Raw genomic sequence first — 19,619 nt, forward strand, 5'->3', positions numbered from 1 at the left:
GCCATGAACATGCAGAACACTGTTGCCGCATTGCGCGGCGGGTTGCTTCAGCAGGACCGGCTGCCGCGTCAAGGCACGCTCGAAGCTTCATGAACAGAGTGCCGACGTCAAGGCGGCCGGGAAGAGCCAGGCGAAGAAGACGCGCGGCCAGGAGGGACTCGAGAAAACCGAAGCGCAAGCGCCGGCCGAAGGAGCGGGAAAGAGCACGTGCAAGGCTTGCGGTGTCGGCGCGTCGCCGGCTTCCATCGATTTCGCATTCGGCGACGAAACGTTCTCGCATGTGGATTTCGACCTGCCGGGCGCGCTGCCGCTCGTGTGGGGGCGGACTTACCGATCCCGATTGTCGGCCTATGACAATGGCGAACTGGGTGCGCGATGGATCACGCCTTATACGACACGCATCGACGTCAAGAACGGCCAGTGGATCTTTCGCGATGCCGAGGGGCGCAGCATCGACTATCCGGCACTCGCTGCCGGTGCTGTGCACGACGATCTATCCGAAAACCTGACGCTGTCGCGACTCGACGATACGTGGGTGACGGTCGCATACGGCCATGACGAATTGCATGTGTACGAGCGCCGTGGAGATGCGTTCCGGTTTGCGATGCAAAAGGATCGCGCTGGCAACACGATTACGTGCGACTACGATGCGCTCGATCGGCTTGCGCGCTTGATTGACGCGAGCGGTAACGTCCTGGCGTTCGAGCATGACAAGCATGGCCGGATCGTGCTGATCGAGCATGTGCTCGAAGGCGGCGCACGCCGCGCACTGGCGAGCTACGAATACGACGCGAACGGCGATCTCGTACTTGCAGTCGATCGCCACGGCAATGCACGGACGTATCAATATCACCGCCATCTGGTGACGCGCTATACCGACCGGACGGGCCGCGGTATGACGCTCGAATGGGATGGCGCGGATGCCGAAGACAACGCGGATGCCAAATGCATACGCGAATATGCGGATGACGGCAGCCTCGATCTCCGGCTCGCATGGCATCCGAATATCCGTCTGACCTACGTGACCGACGCGCTCGGCCAGATGACGCGGTACTACTTCAATATCCACGGTTACGTGTACCGAATCGTCTATCCGGACGGCAATCAGGAGTGGTTCCGTCGCGATGCGCATCACAATCTGGTTCTGCACATCCATCAGGACGGCAGCATTGAAAAAAGGGCTCTCGGATGTTCCTGCTCAAGAGTGGAATCCGTTCGACGAAATGGAGTTTTCGATCGATGACTTGGTTGCGCGGCAGTCGGAGCAAGGGCATTAGCGCGCGATCATCCGCGAAGGTGTGCCCGAACGTGGGCATGATCTGAAATAGTCGTGACAAAACGGGTGCATGAATTACTCGCTGAGTACGGAGCCATGGCTGATCGTGATGAACTGGCGGAATTGCGGGTTGAGAATGCCCGCTTGATCGCGTTGCTGGAGGCACACGGGATCGAATGGCGCCAGCCTGTTGAACCTATGGAGTCTCGTAGGGCGGTGGAGTCCTCGCGCCTGTCCACGGACGAAAAGGTCGCGTTGTTCCGTAGGCTGTTTCGTGGCCGTACCAATGTCTATCCGGTGCGTTGGGAAAGCAAGACCACCGGCAAGTCAGGTTACGCGCCTGCCTGCGCGAACGAGTGGCGCGCCGGGGTGTGTGAGAAGCCGCGCATCAAGTGTGGCGACTGCGGCAACCGTCTGCTGATACCGCTCTCCGATGCAGTCGTCTACGACCACTTGGCCGGTGAGCACACTATCGGCGTTTATCCTTTGCTGGAGGATGACGCCTGCTACTTCTTGGCAGTCGATTTCGACGAGGCTGAGTGGCGGGACGACGCTCGAGCGTTCGTGTTGTCCTGCCATGAACTGGGCGTGCCCGTGGCGTTGGAGATTTCGCGCTCGGGGCAAGGGGCGCACGCATGGATCTTCTTCTCGTTCAAGGTGTCCGCCCGCGATGCGCGCCGCCTGGGGACGGCCATCATCAGTCATACCTGTTCGCGCACCCGACAGCTAAAACTTTCGTCCTACGACCGCCTCTTCCCGAATCAGGACGCGATGCCCAAGGGCGGCTTCGGCAACCTGATAGCGTTGCCATTGCAGAAACGGTCGCGCGAGACCGGGTGCAGTGTGTTCGTCGATACCGATCTGCGTCCCTACACGGATCAATGGGCGCATCTCGCCTCGATCGAGCCGATGGCGCCTCCTGACATCGAGCCGACCATCCTGCGCGCTACCGGAAATAGTCATCCTTTGGATGTCACGTTTATTGACGATGAGGATCTCGCTACACCGTGGAAGCGGAACGACTCATCAACGAAGAAACTGACCGGAAAATTGCCGGAATCGTTGACGGTGACGGTCTCCGATCAGGTCTATTTCGAGAAGGCGCAATTGCCGCAATCGCTGGCCAACCGCTTGATCCGACTCGCGGCTTTCCAGAATCCCGAGTTCTACCGAGCGCAAGCGATGCGGATGTCGGTGTGGGACAAGCCTCGCGTTATCGGGTGCGCCGAGAATTATCCGCTACATATCGCGCTGCCGCGCGGCTGTTTCGACGCCGCCGCCCATTTGCTGGCAGATAACGGCATCCGTTGCGATCTGAATGACGAGCGCTCTGACGGTGCGCCGATCGACGTTAATTTCATCGGGGAGTTGCGTCTCGATCAGGAAGCGGCGGTCTCGGCGATGCTGCACCACGATACCGGTGTGCTTTGCGCACCGACTGCGTTCGGCAAAACGGTAACGGCCGCCGCGATGATCGCACGTCGGGGCGTGAATACGTTGGTTTTGGTGCATCGAAATGAACTGCTCAAGCAATGGCATGAGCGCCTGCAGGCCTTCCTCGGTGTCGGCAAAGGCGTGGTCGGCACCATTGGTGGAGGCAAGGCCAAACCGACGGGCGTGATCGACATTGCAGTGATGCAGTCGGTGTCGCGGCAGGGCGAGGTGAATCCATTAGTGGAGAACTACGGTCACGTGATTGTGGACGAGTGTCACCACGTCGGCGCTGTCTCGTTCGATGCGATCCTGAAACGAACAAAGGCGAAGTTCGTGCTGGGCCTTACCGCGACGCCTATTCGCCGCGACGGGCAGCAGCCGATCATCTTCATGCAATGCGGACCGATCCGCTACACGGCGGATAAGCCTGCGAGTGCCCCCCATGACTTGGAGGTGGTGCCGCACTCATCATCTGCCCCCATCCAATTGCCAGCAGACGCGGGCATTCAAGAAGTATTCCGGCACCTCGCCAACGACCGGGCGCGAACCGACGCCATTGCCGCCGAGGTCAGCGCAGCCGTCGAACGCGGCCGGAAGGTGCTGGTGCTGACCGAGCGCACCGAGCACGTCGACGCCATCCTCCGAGCGCTGGAAGGCGTGGAGCCCGCGCCGTTCGTCTTGCACGGCCGAATGTCCAAGAAGCAAAGAGCGACGCTGATCGCTGAATTGAACACATTGCCTCCTGATGCGTCTCGCATCCTGCTCGCCACCGGCAGGCTCGTCGGCGAAGGCTTCGACCATCCGCCGCTTGATACCTTGGTGCTCGCGATGCCAGTGTCCTGGAAGGGCACCTTGCAGCAATACGCGGGGCGACTCCATCGCGAACACGCCAGCAAGACAGACGTGCGAATCATCGATTTTGTCGATACCGGTCATCCCGCCCTGCTACGTATGTGGGATAAGCGACAGCGTGGCTACCGGGCGATGGGGTACCGGATTAATGACAGAGAATGAGGTGCGACAGGTTGGGACGTCGTCGAAGATTTAATCGATTTTGGCTTCGGTAAACTGTTCCTATGAACTACCGGATCTTTTCCCGCTAACTGTTGATCAGGATCGGCTGAATTCGTGCTAGTTCTCCCAACAACTGCTGATCATTGACAGCTGCGGGCTTTTTCGTTGGTGCGGCTGCCGCCCGCGCGTTCGCACGACAATCGCCACCCGACCGGATGCCCGATCCGGTCGAACGTGGAAAGCAAAGCTGAAACGGCATCGATAGCTTCGCAGGATAAGTTCGCTCCCGCCGCGCGCAAAGCTCGTAAAGTCGGCTCTCCCGCAGCAATGCCCGCATTCGAAGGAGAGCCGCATGTCCCGTTTCAGCTTCATCCGCCGCGCCGCCGTCGCGCTGACCGCCTTTGCAGCGCTGGGCGTGGCGCACGCCGAATCGCGCGAAGTCGCGATCGCGTACCAGGACATGGTCGTGCCGTGGCGCTACGCGCAGGCAAGCGGTGAAGTCGAAAAGGCGACCGGCTACAAGGTCACGTTCCGCAAGCTCGACAGCGGCGCCGACGTGATCCGCGCGCTCGCGTCGGGCTCCGTGCAGCTCGGCGAGGCCGGGTCGAGCCCGATCGCGGCCGGCCTGTCGCAGGGGCTCGATATCTCGCTGTTCTGGGTGCTCGACAACATCAACGACGCCGAGGCGCTCGTCGCGCGCAACGGCTCGGGCGTCACGAGCATCGCGGCGCTGAAGGGCAAGAAGATCGGCGTGCCGTTCGTGTCGACGTCGCATTTCCATACGCTCGTCGCGCTGCAGGCCGCCGGCGTGAATCCGAACGACGTGAAGATCGTCAACCTGCGTCCGCCCGAAGTCGCGGCCGCGTGGGCGCGCGGCGACATCGACGCGACCTATATCTGGGATCCCGTGCTCGCGAAGGTCAAGCAGTCTGGCACGGTGCTGACGACGTCCGGCCAGGTTGCGAAAGAAAGTGGCAAGGCGACGTTCGACGGCTTCGTCGTGAGCCGCAAGTTCGCGCGCGAGAACCCCGAGTTCGTCACGCGCTTCGTGAAGGTGCTCGCGTCCGCCGATGCCGATTACCGCGCGCACGCGGCCGCGTGGAAGGCCGGTTCGCCGCAGGTCGCGGCGGTCGCGAAGGTGTCGGGCGCGAACGTGCAGGACGTGCCCGCGAGCCTCGCGCTCTACGCGTTCCCGACGCCGGCCGAGCAGGCGTCGCCGACCTGGCTCGGCGGCGGTGCGCAGTCGGGCGCCGCGAAGTCGCTCGCGGCTACCGCCACCTTCCTCAAATCGCAAGGCACGATCCAGACGGTGCTCGCCGACTACTCGGTCGGCGTCGATCCGCAGTTCGTGCAGAAGGCCGCGCGCTGAGCGTGGCGCATCAGGCGACTCAGGCCACTCATCGCGGAGCCCTCGATCATGAGCACGCTGGAAGTCCGTCAGGTATCGGTCGCCTATCCGGGCGAACGCGGTCGGACGACGACGCAGGCGCTCGCGCGCGTCGACCTGCGCATCGATTCCGGTGAATTCGTCGTCGCGCTCGGCGCGTCGGGGTGCGGGAAGACGACGCTGCTGAACTGCATGGCCGGCTTCGTCGCGCCGACGACGGGCGACGTGCGCGTCGACGGCGTACCAGTCGCCGGCCCCGGCGCCGATCGCGGCGTCGTATTCCAGAAATACGCGTTGCTGCCATGGCTCGACGTGCTCGACAACGTCGCGCTCGGGCTGCGCTTCGCACGCGTGTCGAAGGCCGAACGCAAGGCGCGTGCGACGGAGATGCTCGCGCTGGTCGGCCTCGAGCGCCATGCGCATGCGCGCGTGTACGAACTGTCCGGCGGGATGCAGCAGCGCGTCGGCATCGCGCGTGCGCTCGCGAGCGATCCGCGCGTGCTGCTGATGGACGAGCCGATGGGCGCGCTCGACGCGATGACGCGCGGCACGATGCAGGCGCTCGTCCTCGACGTATGGGCGCGCACGGGCAAGACGGTGTTCTTCATCACGCACGACGTCGAGGAGGCGCTGTTCCTCGCGACGCGTCTCGTCGTGATGACGTCCGGCCCCGGCCGCATCGCGGAAACCTTCGAGCTGCCGTTCGCGCGGCGCTACGTCGAATCGCGCGATGCGCGCGCGGTGAAGTCGTCGCCGGAATTCATCGCATGGCGCGAGCGGCTGATCGCGTATCTGCATCGCGACGAGGCGGTCGGGGAGACCGCGTGATGCATGAGTTCGCGCGGCAGGGCGCGTCCGTCGGGCGCGGCCGGATCAGTACTTTGCACAGGCAGGACGACATGAGCACGCAGGATTCCTGGGTGGCCGATCGAGCGGCCGGGAGGTTCGAGCAGGACGAGCGCACGACGCGGCGCAAGGCGGCGCGGCCGTCGCGCCGCTACCGGTTGCCGGGCCAGGGAAAAACCGCATGGCTCAGCGCGGCGACGGTCGCGGCGCTGGCCGTGCTGTGGTGGGTCGCGACGCATCGGCAGTGGTTGCCGCCGCTGTTCCTGCCCGCGCCGGAAGCGGTGTGGGCGGCATTCGTCGACGCGTGGCACGGCCGCATCCAGGGCGGCCTGCCGCTGTCCGAGCATCTGCTGTGGAGTGCCGCGCGCGTGTTCGGGGCGTTCCTGCTCGCCACCGTGGCCGGCGTGCCGGCCGGCGTCCTGATGGGCGTGAGCCGTGTCGCGCGCGGCGTGCTCGATCCGCTGCTGGAGTTCTACCGGCCGCTGCCGCCGCTCGCGTACCTGCCGCTCGTCGTGATCTGGTTCGGCATCGACGAGACGGCGAAGCTGGTCGTGATCTTCCTCGCGTGCTTCGCGCCGATCGCGATGGCCGCCCGTGCGGGCGTGCGTGCGGCGACGGTCGAGCAGATCAACGCCGCATATTCGCTCGGCGGCAGCTTCGCGCAGGTCGTGCGCCACGTCGTGCTGCCGGCCGCGCTGCCGGAAATCCTCACCGGGCTGCGGATCGCGATCGGGTTCGGCTGGACGACGCTCGTCGCAGCCGAGATGGTCGCCGCGACGGCCGGGCTCGGGCAGATGGTGCTCAGTGCGTCGAGCTTCCTGCGCACGGATATCGTCGTGATGGGCATCCTGATCATCGGCGCGATCGCGTGGCTGTTCGATCTCGCGATGCGATGGGTCGAGCGGCGGATCGTGCCGTGGAAAGGGCGCGGATGACACGCAGCAGGCGGCGCATGCGCGCCGCCTCTGCCGGCTGCCTTCAATCCCCCATCGCGATCCCTTCGCGCCGCGGGTCGGCGCCGCCGAACCACACCGTCTGCCCCTGCACGTTCAGCCGCTGGATCCCCTGCAGTCCCGAATTCATCTCGACGACCTGCACGTCGTGCCCGCGCCCCTTCAGCCCGTCGACGAGCGCGTCCGACACGCGGCCGCGCTCGAGCTGCGTCGGCCCGTTCATCGACCCGAGGTTCGGCAGCGCGATCGCCTGCTGCATCGTCATCCCCCAGTCCATCACGCCGATCAGCGTCTTCGCGACGTGGTTGATGATCGCGGGGCCGCCGGCCGAACCGACGATCATCGTCACCTGCTTCGTCTTCTTGTCGAACACGAGTTCCGGCGACATCGACGAGCGCGGCCGCTTGCCCGGCTGCACGCGGTTCGCGACGGGCCGGCCGTTCTCGCTCGCCACGAACGAGAAATCGGTGAGCTGGTTGTTCAGCATGAAACCGCGCACCATCAGCCGCGAGCCGAATGCGTCCTCGACGCTGGTCGTCATCGACAGCGCCTGGCCGTAGCGGTCGACGATGGCGATGTCGGACGTCGACGGCAGGTCGGGGCTGCGGTCGTCGGCCAGCGCGAGCGTCGCGCCCTGCGGCGTGCCGGCCTGCGCGACGCCCATGCTCGTGTCGCCGATCAGGCGCGCGCGCTGCGCGAGATAGGTCTTGTCGGTGAGGCTCGCCCAGTTGCCGCCCGGCAGCGGCACGAAATCGGGATCGGCGACATAGCGCGCGCGGTCCGCATACGCGAGGCGTCCGGCCTCGCTGAACAGGTGCGCGGCGAACGGCGTCGGCTCGTAGCCCAGCTCGGTCCGCACCGGCTTCTGCGCGCCGATCTGCTGCCAGTCGGGCATCGCCTCGAGGATGCCGAGCATCTGCGCGACCGCGAGGCCGCCCGACGACGGCGGCGGCATCCCGCACACCACCGAGCGCCGGTAGTCGGCGCACAGCGGCGCGCGCACCTTCGCCTTGTAGTGTGCGAGATCCTGCAGCGACAGCAGGCCCGGGTTGGTCGGGTGCTTGCGCACCTTCGCGACGATGTCGCGCGCGATCGCGCCGGTGTAGAACGCGTTCGCGCCGCGGTCGGCGATCTGGCGCAGCACGGTCGCGAGCGCGGGGTTCTTCAGCACCGTGCCGGCCGTCTTCGGCGTGCCGTCCTTGTTGTAGAAGTACGCACGCGCGGCCGGGTCGTTCTTCAGGTACCGGTCGTTCGCGATCAGCATCGCCAGGCGCGGGCTGATCGTGAAGCCGTGCTCGGCGAGCCGGATCGCGGGCTGGAACAGCCGGCGCCACGGCAGCTTGCCGTGCGCACGGTGCGCGGCGTCGAGCATGCGCAGCACGCCCGGAGTGCCGACCGAGCGACCGCCGACGACGCCTTCGTAGAAGCCCATCGGCTGGCCGGTCGGCCCGTAGAACAGGCGGTCGGTCGCGGCGGCCGGCGCGGTTTCGCGGCCGTCGTACGCCTGCGTCGCACGGCCGTCGAAGTACAGCATGAACGCGCCGCCGCCGATCCCCGACGATTGCGGCTCGACGAGCGCGAGCACCATCTGCGTCGCGATCGCGGCGTCGATCGCGGTGCCGCCGGCCTTCAGCATCTCGTAGCCGGCCTGCGTCGCGAGCGGGTTCGCGGCCGCGATCATGAAGTGCTGCGAGGTCCAGCCCGGCTTGTCGGTCCAGCCGGACGACTGTTCCGGCGCATGCACGCCGGGCAGCGGCACCGCGGCGCCCGACGCGGCGGCGACCGGGACGACGGCGCCCGACGGCGCGGACGGGGACGTGCAGCCGGCGCTGAACGTGACGAGCGCGGCGAGCGTGACGTGCGCGAGCGCGGCAACGGGCGTCCAGGGACGCGAATGCGGACGAATCCGGTCGAACATTGAACCCTCGGCAACAGTGAATTCGAAGGAGGCAGCGTGTGCGCGGCACGCGCTCCGCACGGGCGGCGCGCTATTGTCGCCGCGCGGCCGGCGGGTTGTCACCCGACAGGAAACCCTGACGCATCCCGTCCGGCCCGCCCCGGCCGGTCTTTCCGGCCTGTTCGAGGATGAACTCTATGAACGTCGCGGTCGCGCGCGTGTGGTGCCGGTTCGGCATGTAGAGCATGTACATGTGCGTGCCGAAGATGCTGAGCCGGTACGCGTCGAGCGACGTGACGACGATGCCGCGCCGCATGTCGTCCTGCATCACGTAGTCGGGCACGATGCCGACGCCGATCCCGGCGAGGATCGCCTGGCGCAGGAACAGGAAGTTCTCCGAAATCAGCGTGGGTTCGAGCAGCACCTCGTGGCGCTCGTCGCCGAGATACGCGGCGATCCGCAGCTGCCGCCCCAGCACCGTCGCGGTGACGACCGGCGCGGCGGCCAGCGCCTCGAGGCTCGCGGGCATCCCGTGCTCGGCCGCGAACGCGGGCGACGCGCACGCGACGTAGCGCACCGCGCCCATGTCGCGCGCGACGAGGTTCTGAGGCGGCTCGGACATCACGCGGATCGCGATGTCGACTTCGTCGCGCATCAGGTCCTCCACGCGATTCTCGAACACGACGTCGAGCACGATGCCCGGATGCAGGCGCTTGAACGCGAGCAGCCACTCCGACATCACCATCTGCCCGTAGCCGCTCGGCACCGACAGCCGCACGCGGCCCTGCAGGTCCTGGCCGAGCGTCGTCACCGATTCCTGCGCGGCGAGCAGTTCGTTGCGGATGCGCCGGCCGTGCTCGTACAGCTTCAGCCCGATCTCGGTCGGCTCGATGCGGCGCGTCGTGCGGCGCACGAGCTGCTGGCCGATCGAGCGTTCGAGCTGGTTCAGCCGGTAGCTGACGTTCGCGCGGCTCATCTTGAGCCGCTGCGCGGCCTTGCTCAGATTGCCCGCATCGAGGATCTCGACGAGCAGCGTCAGCGCGTTCAGGTCCATGCCCGGTGTCTCCCGATCCGGCCCGTTTAACGGTCCGAAAACATTCAATGTCAAGTCAGACTTGACAGCTTGTAAAGGCGCGCGGGAATTGTCAATAAATCTCGATCAATCGAGAATCGAGTCATGCCCGGCAAACACGCCGGATCGTTTCCCGCCGCGCGGCACCCGGCTCGGGAGCCGGCACCGCTCGCCGGCCCGACGACCGGTTCCGCCCGCGCGGCGCACCGCACTGGAGACACGATGAATTCACCCGCTTCCACCGAACCATCCCGAGCCGGCACCGTCACGCGCGAACGGCGCGACAAGGTGCTCGTCGTCACGATCGACCATCCGCCCGTCAACGCGCTGTCCGCCGACGTGCGGCGCGGTCTCGCCGACGCGCTCGACGCCGCGCAGGCCGACGACGCGATCCGTGCGGTGCTGATCGTCGGCGCCGGCCGCAACTTCATCGCGGGCGCCGACATCCGCGAGTTCGGCAAGCCGCCGGTGCCGCCGTCGCTGCCGGACGTGTGCGAGCGGATCGAGTCGAGCGCGAAGCCGGTCGTGGTGGCGCTGCACGGCGCGACGCTCGGCGGCGGCCTCGAGGTCGCGCTCGCCGCGCATTACCGGCTGGCGGTGCCCGGCGCGAAGCTCGGCCTTCCCGAAGTCACGCTCGGCCTGCTGCCCGGCGCGGGCGGCACGCAGCGCACGCCGCGCCTGATCGGCGCGAAGGCCGCGCTCGACCTGATGCTGACGGGGCGTCACGCAAGCGCCGACGAAGCGCTCGCGCTCGGCCTCGTCGATCGCGTCGCGCACAGCGACGACACGCTCGCCGAAGGTCTCGCCTATGCGCAGGAGCTCGTGTCGCTCGGCGCGCCGGCGCGGCGCACGCGCGATGCGCAGGGGCTTGCCGATCGCGCGGCCGCGCAGGCCGCGATCGACGCGGCGCGCGCCGACCTGCCGAAGAAGTCGCGCGGCCTGTTCTCGCCGGCGAAGATCGTCGATGCGGTCGAGGCCGCGCTCACGCTGGCGTTCGACGCGGGGATGAAGCTCGAACGCGGCCTGTTCCTGCAATGCATCGACAGCCCGCAGCGCGCGGGCCTCGTGCATGCATTCTTCGCGGAACGCGAGGCGGCCAAGGCACCCGAGGCGCGCCGAGCGAGCGCGCGTGCGGTCGAGCGGATCGGCGTGGTCGGTGGCGGCACGATGGGCGCGGGCATCGTGGTCGCGGCGCTCGACGCCGGGCTGCCCGTGACGATGATCGAGCGCGACGAAGCGTCGCTCGCGCGCGGCCGCGCGCATGTCGAGAAGGTGTACGACGGCCTTGTCGCGAAGGGGCGGATGACGCCGGCCGCGCACGCGGCGCGGCTCGCGCGCTTCAAGGGCAGCACCTCGTATGACGCGCTCGCGCAGGCCGACGTGGTCATCGAAGCCGTGTTCGAGGACATGGGCGTGAAGAAGGCGGTGTTCGCGGAACTTTCGCGCGTGTGCAAGCCGGGCGCGGTGCTCGCGACCAACACGTCGTATCTCGACATCGACGAGCTGGCCGCCAGCGTCGACCGGCCGTCCGACGTGATCGGCCTGCATTTCTTCTCGCCGGCCAACGTGATGAAGCTGCTCGAGATCGTCGTGCCGGCGCGCGTGAGTGCGGATGTCGTCGCGACCGCGTTCGCGCTGGCCAAACAGCTGAAGAAGACGCCGGTGCGCGCCGGCGTGTGCGACGGCTTCATCGGCAACCGGATCCTCGCGGTCTATCGCACCGCCGCCGACTACCTGATGGAAGACGGCGCGTCGCCGTATCAGATCGATCGCGCGGTGCGCGAATTCGGCTTCCCGATGGGGCCGTTCCAGGTCGTCGACCTCGCGGGCGGCGACATCGGCTGGGCGACCCGCAAGCGCCGCGCGGCGACGCGCGACCCGCGCGCGCGCTACGTGGAGATTTCCGACCGGCTGTGCGAGCGCGGCTGGTTCGGGCAGAAGACCGCGCGCGGCTACTACCTGTATCCGGACGGCGCGCGCGTCGGCACGCCGGACCCGGAAGTCGAGGCGATCGTCGCCGACGAGCGCGCGAAGAAGGGCATCGCGCCGCGCACGTTCACCGACGACGAGATCATGCGCCGCTACCTCGCCGCGATGATCAACGAAGGCGCGAACGTCGTGCACGAGAAGATCGCGCTGCGCCCGCTCGACGTCGACGCGGTGTTTCTGTACGGCTACGGCTTCCCGCGCTATCGCGGCGGCCCGATGCACTACGCGGACACGGTCGGCCTCGCGAACGTGCTCGCCGACATCCGCGCGTTCGCGAAGGAGGATCCGCTGTTCTGGAAGCCTTCGCCGCTGATCGTCGAGCTGGTCGAGCGTGGCGCGGATTTCGCAAGCCTGAACCGTATCGACTGAACGCCCACCGCATTCGCAACGGACTCACGATGGACCTCGATTTCACTCCCGAAGAGGAAGCGTTCCGCACCGAAGTGCAGCGCTTTCTCGCCGCCGAACTGCCCGCGCGCACCGCGCGCAAGGTGAAGGGCGGCCTGCATCTGACGCGCGACGACATGCGCGAATGGCACGCAATCCTGAATGCCCGCGGCTGGCTCGCGAGCCACTGGCCGCGCGAGTACGGCGGCCCCGGCTGGAGCGTCGCGCAGAAATTTCTGTTCGACAACGAATGCGCGCTCGCCGGCGCGCCGCGCATCGTCCCGTTCGGCGTCAACATGCTCGGGCCCGTGCTGATCAAGTACGGCGACGAAGCGCAGAAGCGCCACTGGCTGCCGCGCATTCTCGACGGCACCGACTGGTGGTGCCAGGGCTATTCGGAGCCGGGCGCCGGTTCCGATCTCGCGTCGGTGAAGACGAGCGCGGTGCGCGACGGCAACCACTACGTCGTGAACGGCCAGAAGACGTGGACCACGCTCGGCCACTACGCGAACATGATCTTCTGCCTCGTGCGCACCGCGACCGACGTGCGCAAGCAGGAGGGCATCAGCTTCCTGCTGATCGACATGACCACGCCGGGTGTCGAAGTGCGCCCGATCATCACGCTCGACGGCGAGCACGAGGTGAACGAAGTGTTCTTCACCGACGTGCGCGTGCCTGTGGAGAACCTCGTCGGCGAAGAGAACCGCGGCTGGACCTACGCGAAATACCTGCTCACGTACGAGCGCACCAACATCGCCGGAATCGGCTTCTCGACGGCCGCGCTCGACCGCCTGCGCGCGGTGGCCGCGAAGGTGACGAAGCATGGCCGGCCGCTCGCGGACGATCCGTTCTTCGCGGCGCGCGTCGCCCGCGTCGAGATCGAGCTCGAGAACATGCGCACGACCAACCTGCGCGTGCTGGCCGCGGTCGCGGGCGGCGGCGTGCCGGGCGCGGAAAGCTCAATGCTGAAGATCCGCGGCACGCAGATCCGCCAGGAAATCACCGCGCTGATGCGCCGCGCGATGGGGCCATACGCGCAGCCGTTCATCGAGGAGGCGCTCGACGCCGATCACGACGGCGAGCCGGTCGGCCCAGACGGCGCCGCGAGCGCCGCGCAGCAGTACTTCAACAACCGCAAGCTGTCGATCTTCGGCGGCTCGAACGAGATCCAGAAGAACATCATCGCGAAGATGATGCTCGGGCTGTAACGAGGGACGCGACGATGGATTTCCAGCACACAGAAGACCGCCGGATGCTGGCGGACACGTTGAACCGCTTCATCGCCGAACAGTATGCGTTCCCGGTGCGCGACCGTATCGCGCAGTCGGCCGACGGCTTCGATCGCGCGATGTGGCAGCGCTTCGCCGAACTCGGCGCGGTCGGCGCGCTGTTTCCCGAAGCCGACGGCGGCTTCGGCGGCGCGGGCTTCGACATCGCCGTGGTGTTCGAATGCCTCGGGCGCGGGCTCGTCGTCGAGCCGTTCCTCGGCGCGCTGCTCGCGGGCCGCGCGTTGTCGCTCGCCGGCGGCCACGCGCATCGTGAACGGCTTGCCGCGCTGATCGACGGCCGCGCGAGCGCCGCGTTCGCGCACGACGAGCCGGGCTCGCACTACGAACTGACGACCGTGCGCACACGCGCCGAGCGTGCCGGCGACGGCTGGGTGCTGACGGGCGCGAAGGGCGTCGTCGACCAGGCCGCGCAGGCGGCGTTCTTCGTCGTCAGCGCGCGCGTGTCGGGGCGCGACGACGACGCGGCGGGCATCGGCCTGTTCGTCGTGCCGGCCGACACGCCGGGCGTGTCGCTGCGCGATTACCGGAAGATCGACGGCGGCCGCGCGGCAGAAGTGCGCTTCGAGCGTGTCGCGCTGCCGGCCGATGCCGCGCTCGGCGCGCCGGATGCGCTCGACGGCGAAGCGGGGGCGGCACTACTCGAACGCGTGCTCGGCTACGGGCTGCTCGCGTTGTCGGCCGAGGCGCTCGGCGCGATGGACGTCGCGAAGGACGCGACGCTCGACTACCTGCGCACGCGCAAGCAGTTCGGGCTGCCGATCGGCAGCTTCCAGGCGCTGCAGCACCGGATGGCCGATCTGCTGCTCGAAGTCGAGCAGGCGCGCTCGGCGGTGATCAATGCGGCCGCGCAGCTCGATGCGCCGCGTGTGGTGCGCGAGCGCGCGCTCGCGGCGGCGAAATACAGCATCGGCCGGATCGGCACGCTGGTCGCCGAGGAAAGCATTCAGCTGCACGGCGGGATCGGGATGACGTGGGAGCTGCCGCTGTCGCATTACGCGAAGCGGCTCGTGATGATCGATCACCAGCTCGGCGACGAGGATCACCATCTCGCGCGCTACATCGCGCTGTCGAAACAGTAAAGGCATACGACGCGAATGGAGGAGACAAGGATGACGAACGACCCGCACGCATTGCCGCTGGCCGGCGTGAAGGTGCTGGATTTCTCGCGCGTGCTCGCGGGCCCGTGGAGCGCGATGGTGCTCGCCGATTTCGGCGCGGACGTGATCAAGGTCGAGCATCCGGTGCGCGGCGACGACACGCGCGACTGGGGGCTGCGGATCGGCGAGACCGAGACGACCTACTTCAACAGCGTGAACCGGAGCAAGCGGTCGATCTGCGTCGACCTGCAGACCGAAGAAGGGCAGCGCATCGCGCGCGAGCTGGCCGCGCAGGCCGACGTGCTGATCCACAACTTCAAGTTCGGCGGCGCGGAGAAGCTCGGCCTCGGCTACGACGCGCTGGCCGAATTGAATCCGCGGCTCGTGCATTGCGCGATTTCCGGCTACGACCGCTCGGGCCCGGAGGCCGCGCGGCCCGGCTACGACCTCGTTGTGCAGGGCGAGGCGGGGCTGATGGCGCTGAACGGCGAGGCCGGCCAGCCGCCGCTGAAATTCGGCGTCGCGGCGGTCGACCTGTTCACCGGCATGTATTCGGCGCAGGCGATCCTCGCCGCGCTGTACGAGCGCCACGCGACGGGGCGCGGGCGGCGCATCGAGATGGCGCTGTTCGACTGCGGGCTGATGATCACCGCGTACTACGGACTCGACGCGCTGCTGATGGGCGAGGATCCGCCGCGCTACGGCAACGCGCATCCGTCGATCGTGCCGTACGGCGTGTTCGACGCGGCCGACGGTCCGCTCGTGATCACGGTCGGCAACAACACGCAGTTCGCGCGTTTTTGCGACGCGATCGAGCGGCCCGACCTCGCCGCGGACGACCGCTACAGGACCAACCTCGGCCGTTCGGAGAACCGCGCCGCGCTGCTGCCGGAGATTCGCGGCGAGCTCGCGCGGCGGCCGCGCGCGATGCTGCTCGCGGCACTCGCCGATGCGGGCATTCCGTGCGGCGAGGTGCTCGGGCTGCACGACGCGCTGACGTCGGAGCGCGCGACCCGCGCGGGGCTCGTCACGCGGCAGCCGCATCCGGTCGCGGGCGGCGTCGACGTGCTCGCGCCGCCGTATCGCTTCGACGGCGCGCGCCTGCCGGTGCGCGGTGCGCCGCCCGTACTCGGCGCCGATACGGACGACGTGCTCGGCAGCTGGCTCGGGCTGTCGCCGGACGACCTGGTGCGGCTGCGTGCGGATCGCGTCGTGTAGCGCGTTTCATGTATTGCCGCCGCGGCGCGGGCGGAGCAGTCGACGCGCGCCGACCATCCATAAGACACGCCTCGCGAACGACGAGGGGACATTGGAGACACCATGCAGCATTCCTTCATCGAATCGGTCACGGCGCGCCGTGACTACCAGCAGCTCGTGCGTGCGCGACGCCGCTTCAGCTTCACGCTGACGGCGCTGATGATCGCCACCTACTACGGCTTCATCCTGCTCGTCGCGCTCGCGCCGCACGTGCTGGCCGCGCCGCTGTACCGCGGCGCGACGACCACGGTCGGGATCGTCGCGGGCGTCGCGATCATCCTGGTCGCGATCGGCCTGACCGCGTGCTACGTGCTGCGCGCGAACCGTGCGTTCGACCGCCGCGTCGACGCGATCCTGCAACGTTCGTGACGGAGGCCGACATGCGACGCATCTCGAGCGCGCTCGGCGCGCTGGCCGTTCTCGTTTTCTCCACCTCCCCCTCCACCGCGCACGCGAGCGCCGTCGCGGGGCCGATGCCCGACAAGGTCGAGCTGAACCCGGTCGCGATCGCGATGTTCTTCGCGTTCGTGTTCGCGACGCTCGCGCTCACGCGCTGGGCCGCGCGCCGCACGCGCTCGACGCGCGACTTCTACACGGCCGGCGGCGGCATCACCGGGCTGCAGAACGGGCTCGCGATCGCGGGCGACTACATGTCGGCCGCGTCGTTCCTCGGACTGTCGGGGATGGTGTTCATGTTCGGCTTCGACGGACTGATCTACTCGATCGGCTTCCTGGTCGGCTGGCCGTTCGTGATGTTCCTGATCGCCGAGCCGCTGCGCAACCTCGGCAAGTTCACGTTCGTCGACGTCGTCGCGTACCGCTTCGCGCAGCGGCCGATCCGGCTGCTGACATCCGCGAACGCGCTGACGATCGTCGTGCTGTACCTGGTCGTGCAGATGGTCGGCGCGGGCAAGCTGATCCAGTTGCTGTTCGGGCTGTCGTACGGCACGGCCGAGCTGATCGTCGGCGTGTTGATGGTGGTCTATGTGTTCTTCGGCGGGATGACCGCGACCACCTGGGTGCAGGTGATCAAGGCCGTGCTGCTGCTGTGCGGTGCGACGCTGCTCGTATTGCTCGCGCTCGCCGAATTCGGCTTCAGCATCGACGAGATGTTCCGCCGTGCGGTGGCCGTGCATCCGGGCGCGCTCGGCATCATGGGGCCCGGCAAGCTGATCCGCGATCCGGCCAACGCGCTGTCGCTCGGCATCGCGCTGATGTTCGGCACGGCCGGCTTCCCGCACATCCTGATGCGCTTCTTCACGGTGCCGAACGCGAAGGAGGCGCGCAAGTCGGTGCTCTACGCGACCGGCTTCATCGGCTACTTCTACCTGCTCACGTTCGTGATCGGCTTCTCGGCGATCGTGCTGCTCGCGCAGCATCCGGAATTCTTCCGACTCGGCGCGAACGGCACCTTCAACCTGACGCACGACCTGCTCGGCGGCTCCAACATGGTGGCGGTGAAGCTCGCGCTGGCGGTCGGCGGCAACTGGTTCTACGGCTTCATCGCGGCCGTCACGTTCGCGACGATCCTCGCGGTGGTCGCCGGGCTGACGCTCGCCGGCGCGACCACGATCTCGCATGACCTGTACGCGCAGATGTGGGCGCGCGGCAAGCCCGACGAGCGGCTGGAAATGCGCATCTCGCGCGCGGCGACGATCGGGCTGTCCGCGGTCGCGATCGCGCTGTCGATCCTCTTCGAGCACGTGAACGTCGCGTTCATGGTCGGCCTCGTCGCCGCGGTGGCCGCCAGCGCGAATTTCCCGGTGCTCGCGATGTCGATCTTCTGGCGCGGGATGACGACGCGCGGCGCGGTGCTCGGCGGCGGCCTGGGCCTCGCGTCGGCGGTGGCGCTCACGGTGCTGTCGAAGTCGGTGTGGGTCGACGTGCTGCACCACGCGCATGCGCCGGTGTTCCTCGACAACCCGGCGCTCGTGTCGGTGCCGCTCGCGTTCTTCGGGATCGTCGTCGGCTCGCTCGCGGACCGCGGCGAGCGCGCGCGGCGCGAACGCGAGGCCTTCGCGCGGCAGGAGTTCTATGCGCAGACGGGCGTGCTGGCCGGTGAAGCCGTGCAGCACTGATTCGTCAGATGAAATGCCCCATCCGTCCGGATCGCCGGACGGATGTTTTCCGGAAATCCGGAATCCCGGATTTCCTTGCCTGCCGCATTATGAGAAATACAATGAAAACAACGGCTTGAGGGGTTCCGGACACCTGGCATCGACCTTGCAATATGAAAAGCACGGCCATCCCCCGGCCGACTATTAAACCAAGGAGACAATCGATGACCACTGCCTTCCACTCCCTCCGGACGTCCTGAGGCATCGCTTGTTGCGGCACGGCAGCCGCGCGGGCGAGTAACTTTTCCCCTGACACATTCGTCCGCGCGCGTGACGCCGTTTCCATCGGCTCATCTACTTCAGCAGGAACCATCGTGAAGAAGAAACCCTTCTACAAAGTGCTCTACGTGCAGGTGATCTTCGCCATCGTCGTCGGCGTGATCCTCGGCCACTTCTACCCGGCGCTCGCCACCGACATGAAGCCGCTCGGCGACGGCTTCATCAAGCTGATCAAGATGGTGATCGGTCCGATCATCTTCTGTACGGTCGTCACCGGCATCGCCGGCATGGAGGACATGAAGAAGGTCGGACGCGTCGGCGGCAAGGCGCTGCTGTACTTCGAGATCGTGTCGACCTTCGCGCTGCTGCTCGGCCTCGCGGCCACGCACATCCTGCGTCCGGGCGTCGGCTTCAACATCGATCCGGCGACGCTCGACGGCAAGGCCGTCGCGTCGTACGCGGCGAAGGCGCACGGGCAGTCGACGGTCGACTTCCTGATGCACATCATCCCGAACACGATGGTCGATGCGTTCGCGCAGGGCGAGATCCTGCAGATCCTGCTGATTGCGCTGCTGTTCGGCAGCGTGCTCGCGCACCTCGGCGAGCGCGGCAAGGTCGTGACCGACTTCATCGACGGCTTCACGCGCGTGCTGTTCGGCATCGTGCACATCGTCACGAAGCTGGCACCGATCGGCGCGTTCGGCGCGATGGCGTTCACGATCGGCAAGTACGGCGTCGGCTCGCTGGTGCCGCTGCTCAAGCTGATCGGCACGTTCTACCTGACCGCGGTCGTGTTCGTGCTGGTCGTGCTCGGCGCGATCGCACGCGCCACGGGCTTCTCGATCATCCGCTTCGTGTCGTACATCAAGGAAGAGCTGCTGATCGTGCTCGGCACGAGCTCGTCGGAAGCCGCGCTGCCGCAGCTGATGGAAAAGCTGGAGAAGGCCGGCTGCTCGCGCTCGGTGGTTGGCCTCGTCGTGCCGACCGGTTACTCGTTCAACCTCGACGGCACCAACATCTACATGACGATGGCCGTGCTGTTCATCGCGCAGGCGACCAACATCGAGCTGACGTGGATGCAGCAGCTCACGCTGCTCGCGGTCGCGATGCTGACGTCGAAGGGCGCGAGCGGTGTCACGGGCGCGGGCTTCATCACGCTCGCCGCGACGCTCGCCGTCGTGCCGACGATCCCGCTGTCGGGCATGGTGCTGATCCTCGGCATCGATCGCTTCATGAGCGAATGCCGCGCGCTGACCAACATCGTCGGCAACGGCGTTGCGACCGTCGTCGTGTCGGCCTGGGAAAAGGAGCTCGACCGCAACAAGCTGCGCCAGGCGCTGAAGGGCGGCGGCGAGGTCGCGACGACCGAGACGGCCGGCGTCTGA

The 19,619-nt window shown here is 67.3% G+C and carries 13 protein-coding genes and 1 pseudogene; 12 read left to right on the plus strand and 2 right to left on the minus strand.

The features are described 5' to 3' along the window. Positions 1 to 64: 64 nt before the first annotated feature. The 5 genes and pseudogenes from WS66_RS14595 to WS66_RS14615 all read left to right on the plus strand — a co-directional run. Positions 65 to 1,228 (plus strand): annotated as a pseudogene (locus WS66_RS14595) (DUF6531 domain-containing protein); the annotation flags it as partial. A 144-nt stretch (positions 1,229 to 1,372) separates the two neighbouring features. Further along, positions 1,373 to 3,724 (plus strand): TOTE conflict system archaeo-eukaryotic primase domain-containing protein, encoded by a 2,352-nt coding sequence (locus WS66_RS14600; RefSeq protein ID WP_059599835.1) that lies wholly within the window; start codon positions 1,373 to 1,375, stop codon positions 3,722 to 3,724. A gap of 352 nt (positions 3,725 to 4,076) precedes the next feature. After that, complete coding sequence (gene tauA / locus WS66_RS14605) at positions 4,077 to 5,093, plus strand: taurine ABC transporter substrate-binding protein (RefSeq protein ID WP_059599836.1); 1,017 nt, start codon at positions 4,077 to 4,079, stop codon at positions 5,091 to 5,093. Between the two features lie 48 nt (positions 5,094 to 5,141). Then, entirely contained in the window at positions 5,142 to 5,939 is a 798-nt protein-coding gene (locus WS66_RS14610; RefSeq protein ID WP_059599837.1) for a taurine ABC transporter ATP-binding protein, read from the plus strand. Then, positions 5,939 to 6,892: an ABC transporter permease subunit gene (locus WS66_RS14615; protein WP_059599838.1), complete on the plus strand. Its 954-nt coding sequence runs from the start codon at positions 5,939 to 5,941 to the stop codon at positions 6,890 to 6,892. Before WS66_RS14610 ends, WS66_RS14615 begins: the two co-directional genes overlap by 1 nt. Before the next feature lie 43 nt (positions 6,893 to 6,935). Here the strand turns inward: WS66_RS14615 and ggt are convergent, their stop codons facing one another. Next, positions 6,936 to 8,828: a gamma-glutamyltransferase gene (gene ggt / locus WS66_RS14620; protein ID WP_059599839.1), complete on the minus strand. Its 1,893-nt coding sequence runs from the start codon at positions 8,826 to 8,828 to the stop codon at positions 6,936 to 6,938. A 70-nt stretch (positions 8,829 to 8,898) separates the two neighbouring features. Further along, entirely contained in the window at positions 8,899 to 9,861 is a 963-nt protein-coding gene (locus WS66_RS14625; RefSeq protein ID WP_059599840.1) for a LysR family transcriptional regulator, read from the minus strand. Positions 9,862 to 10,101: 240 nt separating this feature from the next. On the opposite strand from WS66_RS14625, the gene WS66_RS14630 reads away from it, so the two are divergent. The 7 genes from WS66_RS14630 (at position 10,102) to WS66_RS14660 (ending at position 19,619) form a co-directional block, all read left to right on the plus strand. Further along, positions 10,102 to 12,237, plus strand: coding sequence for a 3-hydroxyacyl-CoA dehydrogenase NAD-binding domain-containing protein (locus tag WS66_RS14630; protein WP_059599896.1), 2,136 nt, complete (start codon positions 10,102 to 10,104; stop codon positions 12,235 to 12,237). A 29-nt stretch (positions 12,238 to 12,266) separates the two neighbouring features. Continuing rightward, positions 12,267 to 13,463 (plus strand): acyl-CoA dehydrogenase family protein, encoded by a 1,197-nt coding sequence (locus tag WS66_RS14635; RefSeq protein WP_059599841.1) that lies wholly within the window; start codon positions 12,267 to 12,269, stop codon positions 13,461 to 13,463. A gap of 14 nt (positions 13,464 to 13,477) precedes the next feature. Continuing rightward, positions 13,478 to 14,623, plus strand: coding sequence for an acyl-CoA dehydrogenase family protein (locus WS66_RS14640; protein ID WP_059599842.1), 1,146 nt, complete (start codon positions 13,478 to 13,480; stop codon positions 14,621 to 14,623). A 30-nt stretch (positions 14,624 to 14,653) separates the two neighbouring features. Then, positions 14,654 to 15,859, plus strand: coding sequence for a CaiB/BaiF CoA transferase family protein (locus tag WS66_RS14645; protein WP_059599843.1), 1,206 nt, complete (start codon positions 14,654 to 14,656; stop codon positions 15,857 to 15,859). A gap of 102 nt (positions 15,860 to 15,961) precedes the next feature. Then, positions 15,962 to 16,267 (plus strand): DUF485 domain-containing protein, encoded by a 306-nt coding sequence (locus tag WS66_RS14650; protein WP_059599844.1) that lies wholly within the window; start codon positions 15,962 to 15,964, stop codon positions 16,265 to 16,267. An 11-nt stretch (positions 16,268 to 16,278) separates the two neighbouring features. Then, on the plus strand, positions 16,279 to 17,976 hold the full coding sequence (actP, locus tag WS66_RS14655) for a cation/acetate symporter ActP (protein WP_059599897.1): 1,698 nt from the start codon (positions 16,279 to 16,281) through the stop codon (positions 17,974 to 17,976). Positions 17,977 to 18,329: 353 nt separating this feature from the next. Continuing rightward, positions 18,330 to 19,619 (plus strand): dicarboxylate/amino acid:cation symporter, encoded by a 1,290-nt coding sequence (locus WS66_RS14660; RefSeq protein WP_059599846.1) that lies wholly within the window; start codon positions 18,330 to 18,332, stop codon positions 19,617 to 19,619.

This window comes from Burkholderia sp. LA-2-3-30-S1-D2 (assembly GCF_001523915.2).
Taxonomy (GTDB): Bacteria; Pseudomonadota; Gammaproteobacteria; order Burkholderiales; family Burkholderiaceae; genus Burkholderia; species Burkholderia diffusa.

Coding starts and splice junctions, on each gene's coding strand:
- ggt (WP_059599839.1), bottom strand. CDS start 8,828: ATGTTCGACCGGATTCGTCCGCATTCGCGTCCCTGGACGCCCGTTGCC.
- WS66_RS14635 (WP_059599841.1), top strand. CDS start 12,267: ATGGACCTCGATTTCACTCCCGAAGAGGAAGCGTTCCGCACCGAAGTG.
- tauA (WP_059599836.1), top strand. CDS start 4,077: ATGTCCCGTTTCAGCTTCATCCGCCGCGCCGCCGTCGCGCTGACCGCC.
- WS66_RS14615 (WP_059599838.1), top strand. CDS start 5,939: ATGCATGAGTTCGCGCGGCAGGGCGCGTCCGTCGGGCGCGGCCGGATC.
- WS66_RS14625 (WP_059599840.1), bottom strand. CDS start 9,861: ATGGACCTGAACGCGCTGACGCTGCTCGTCGAGATCCTCGATGCGGGC.
- WS66_RS14600 (WP_059599835.1), top strand. CDS start 1,373: ATGGCTGATCGTGATGAACTGGCGGAATTGCGGGTTGAGAATGCCCGC.
- WS66_RS14640 (WP_059599842.1), top strand. CDS start 13,478: ATGGATTTCCAGCACACAGAAGACCGCCGGATGCTGGCGGACACGTTG.
- WS66_RS14610 (WP_059599837.1), top strand. CDS start 5,142: ATGAGCACGCTGGAAGTCCGTCAGGTATCGGTCGCCTATCCGGGCGAA.
- WS66_RS14630 (WP_059599896.1), top strand. CDS start 10,102: ATGAATTCACCCGCTTCCACCGAACCATCCCGAGCCGGCACCGTCACG.
- actP (WP_059599897.1), top strand. CDS start 16,279: ATGCGACGCATCTCGAGCGCGCTCGGCGCGCTGGCCGTTCTCGTTTTC.
- WS66_RS14650 (WP_059599844.1), top strand. CDS start 15,962: ATGCAGCATTCCTTCATCGAATCGGTCACGGCGCGCCGTGACTACCAG.
- WS66_RS14645 (WP_059599843.1), top strand. CDS start 14,654: ATGACGAACGACCCGCACGCATTGCCGCTGGCCGGCGTGAAGGTGCTG.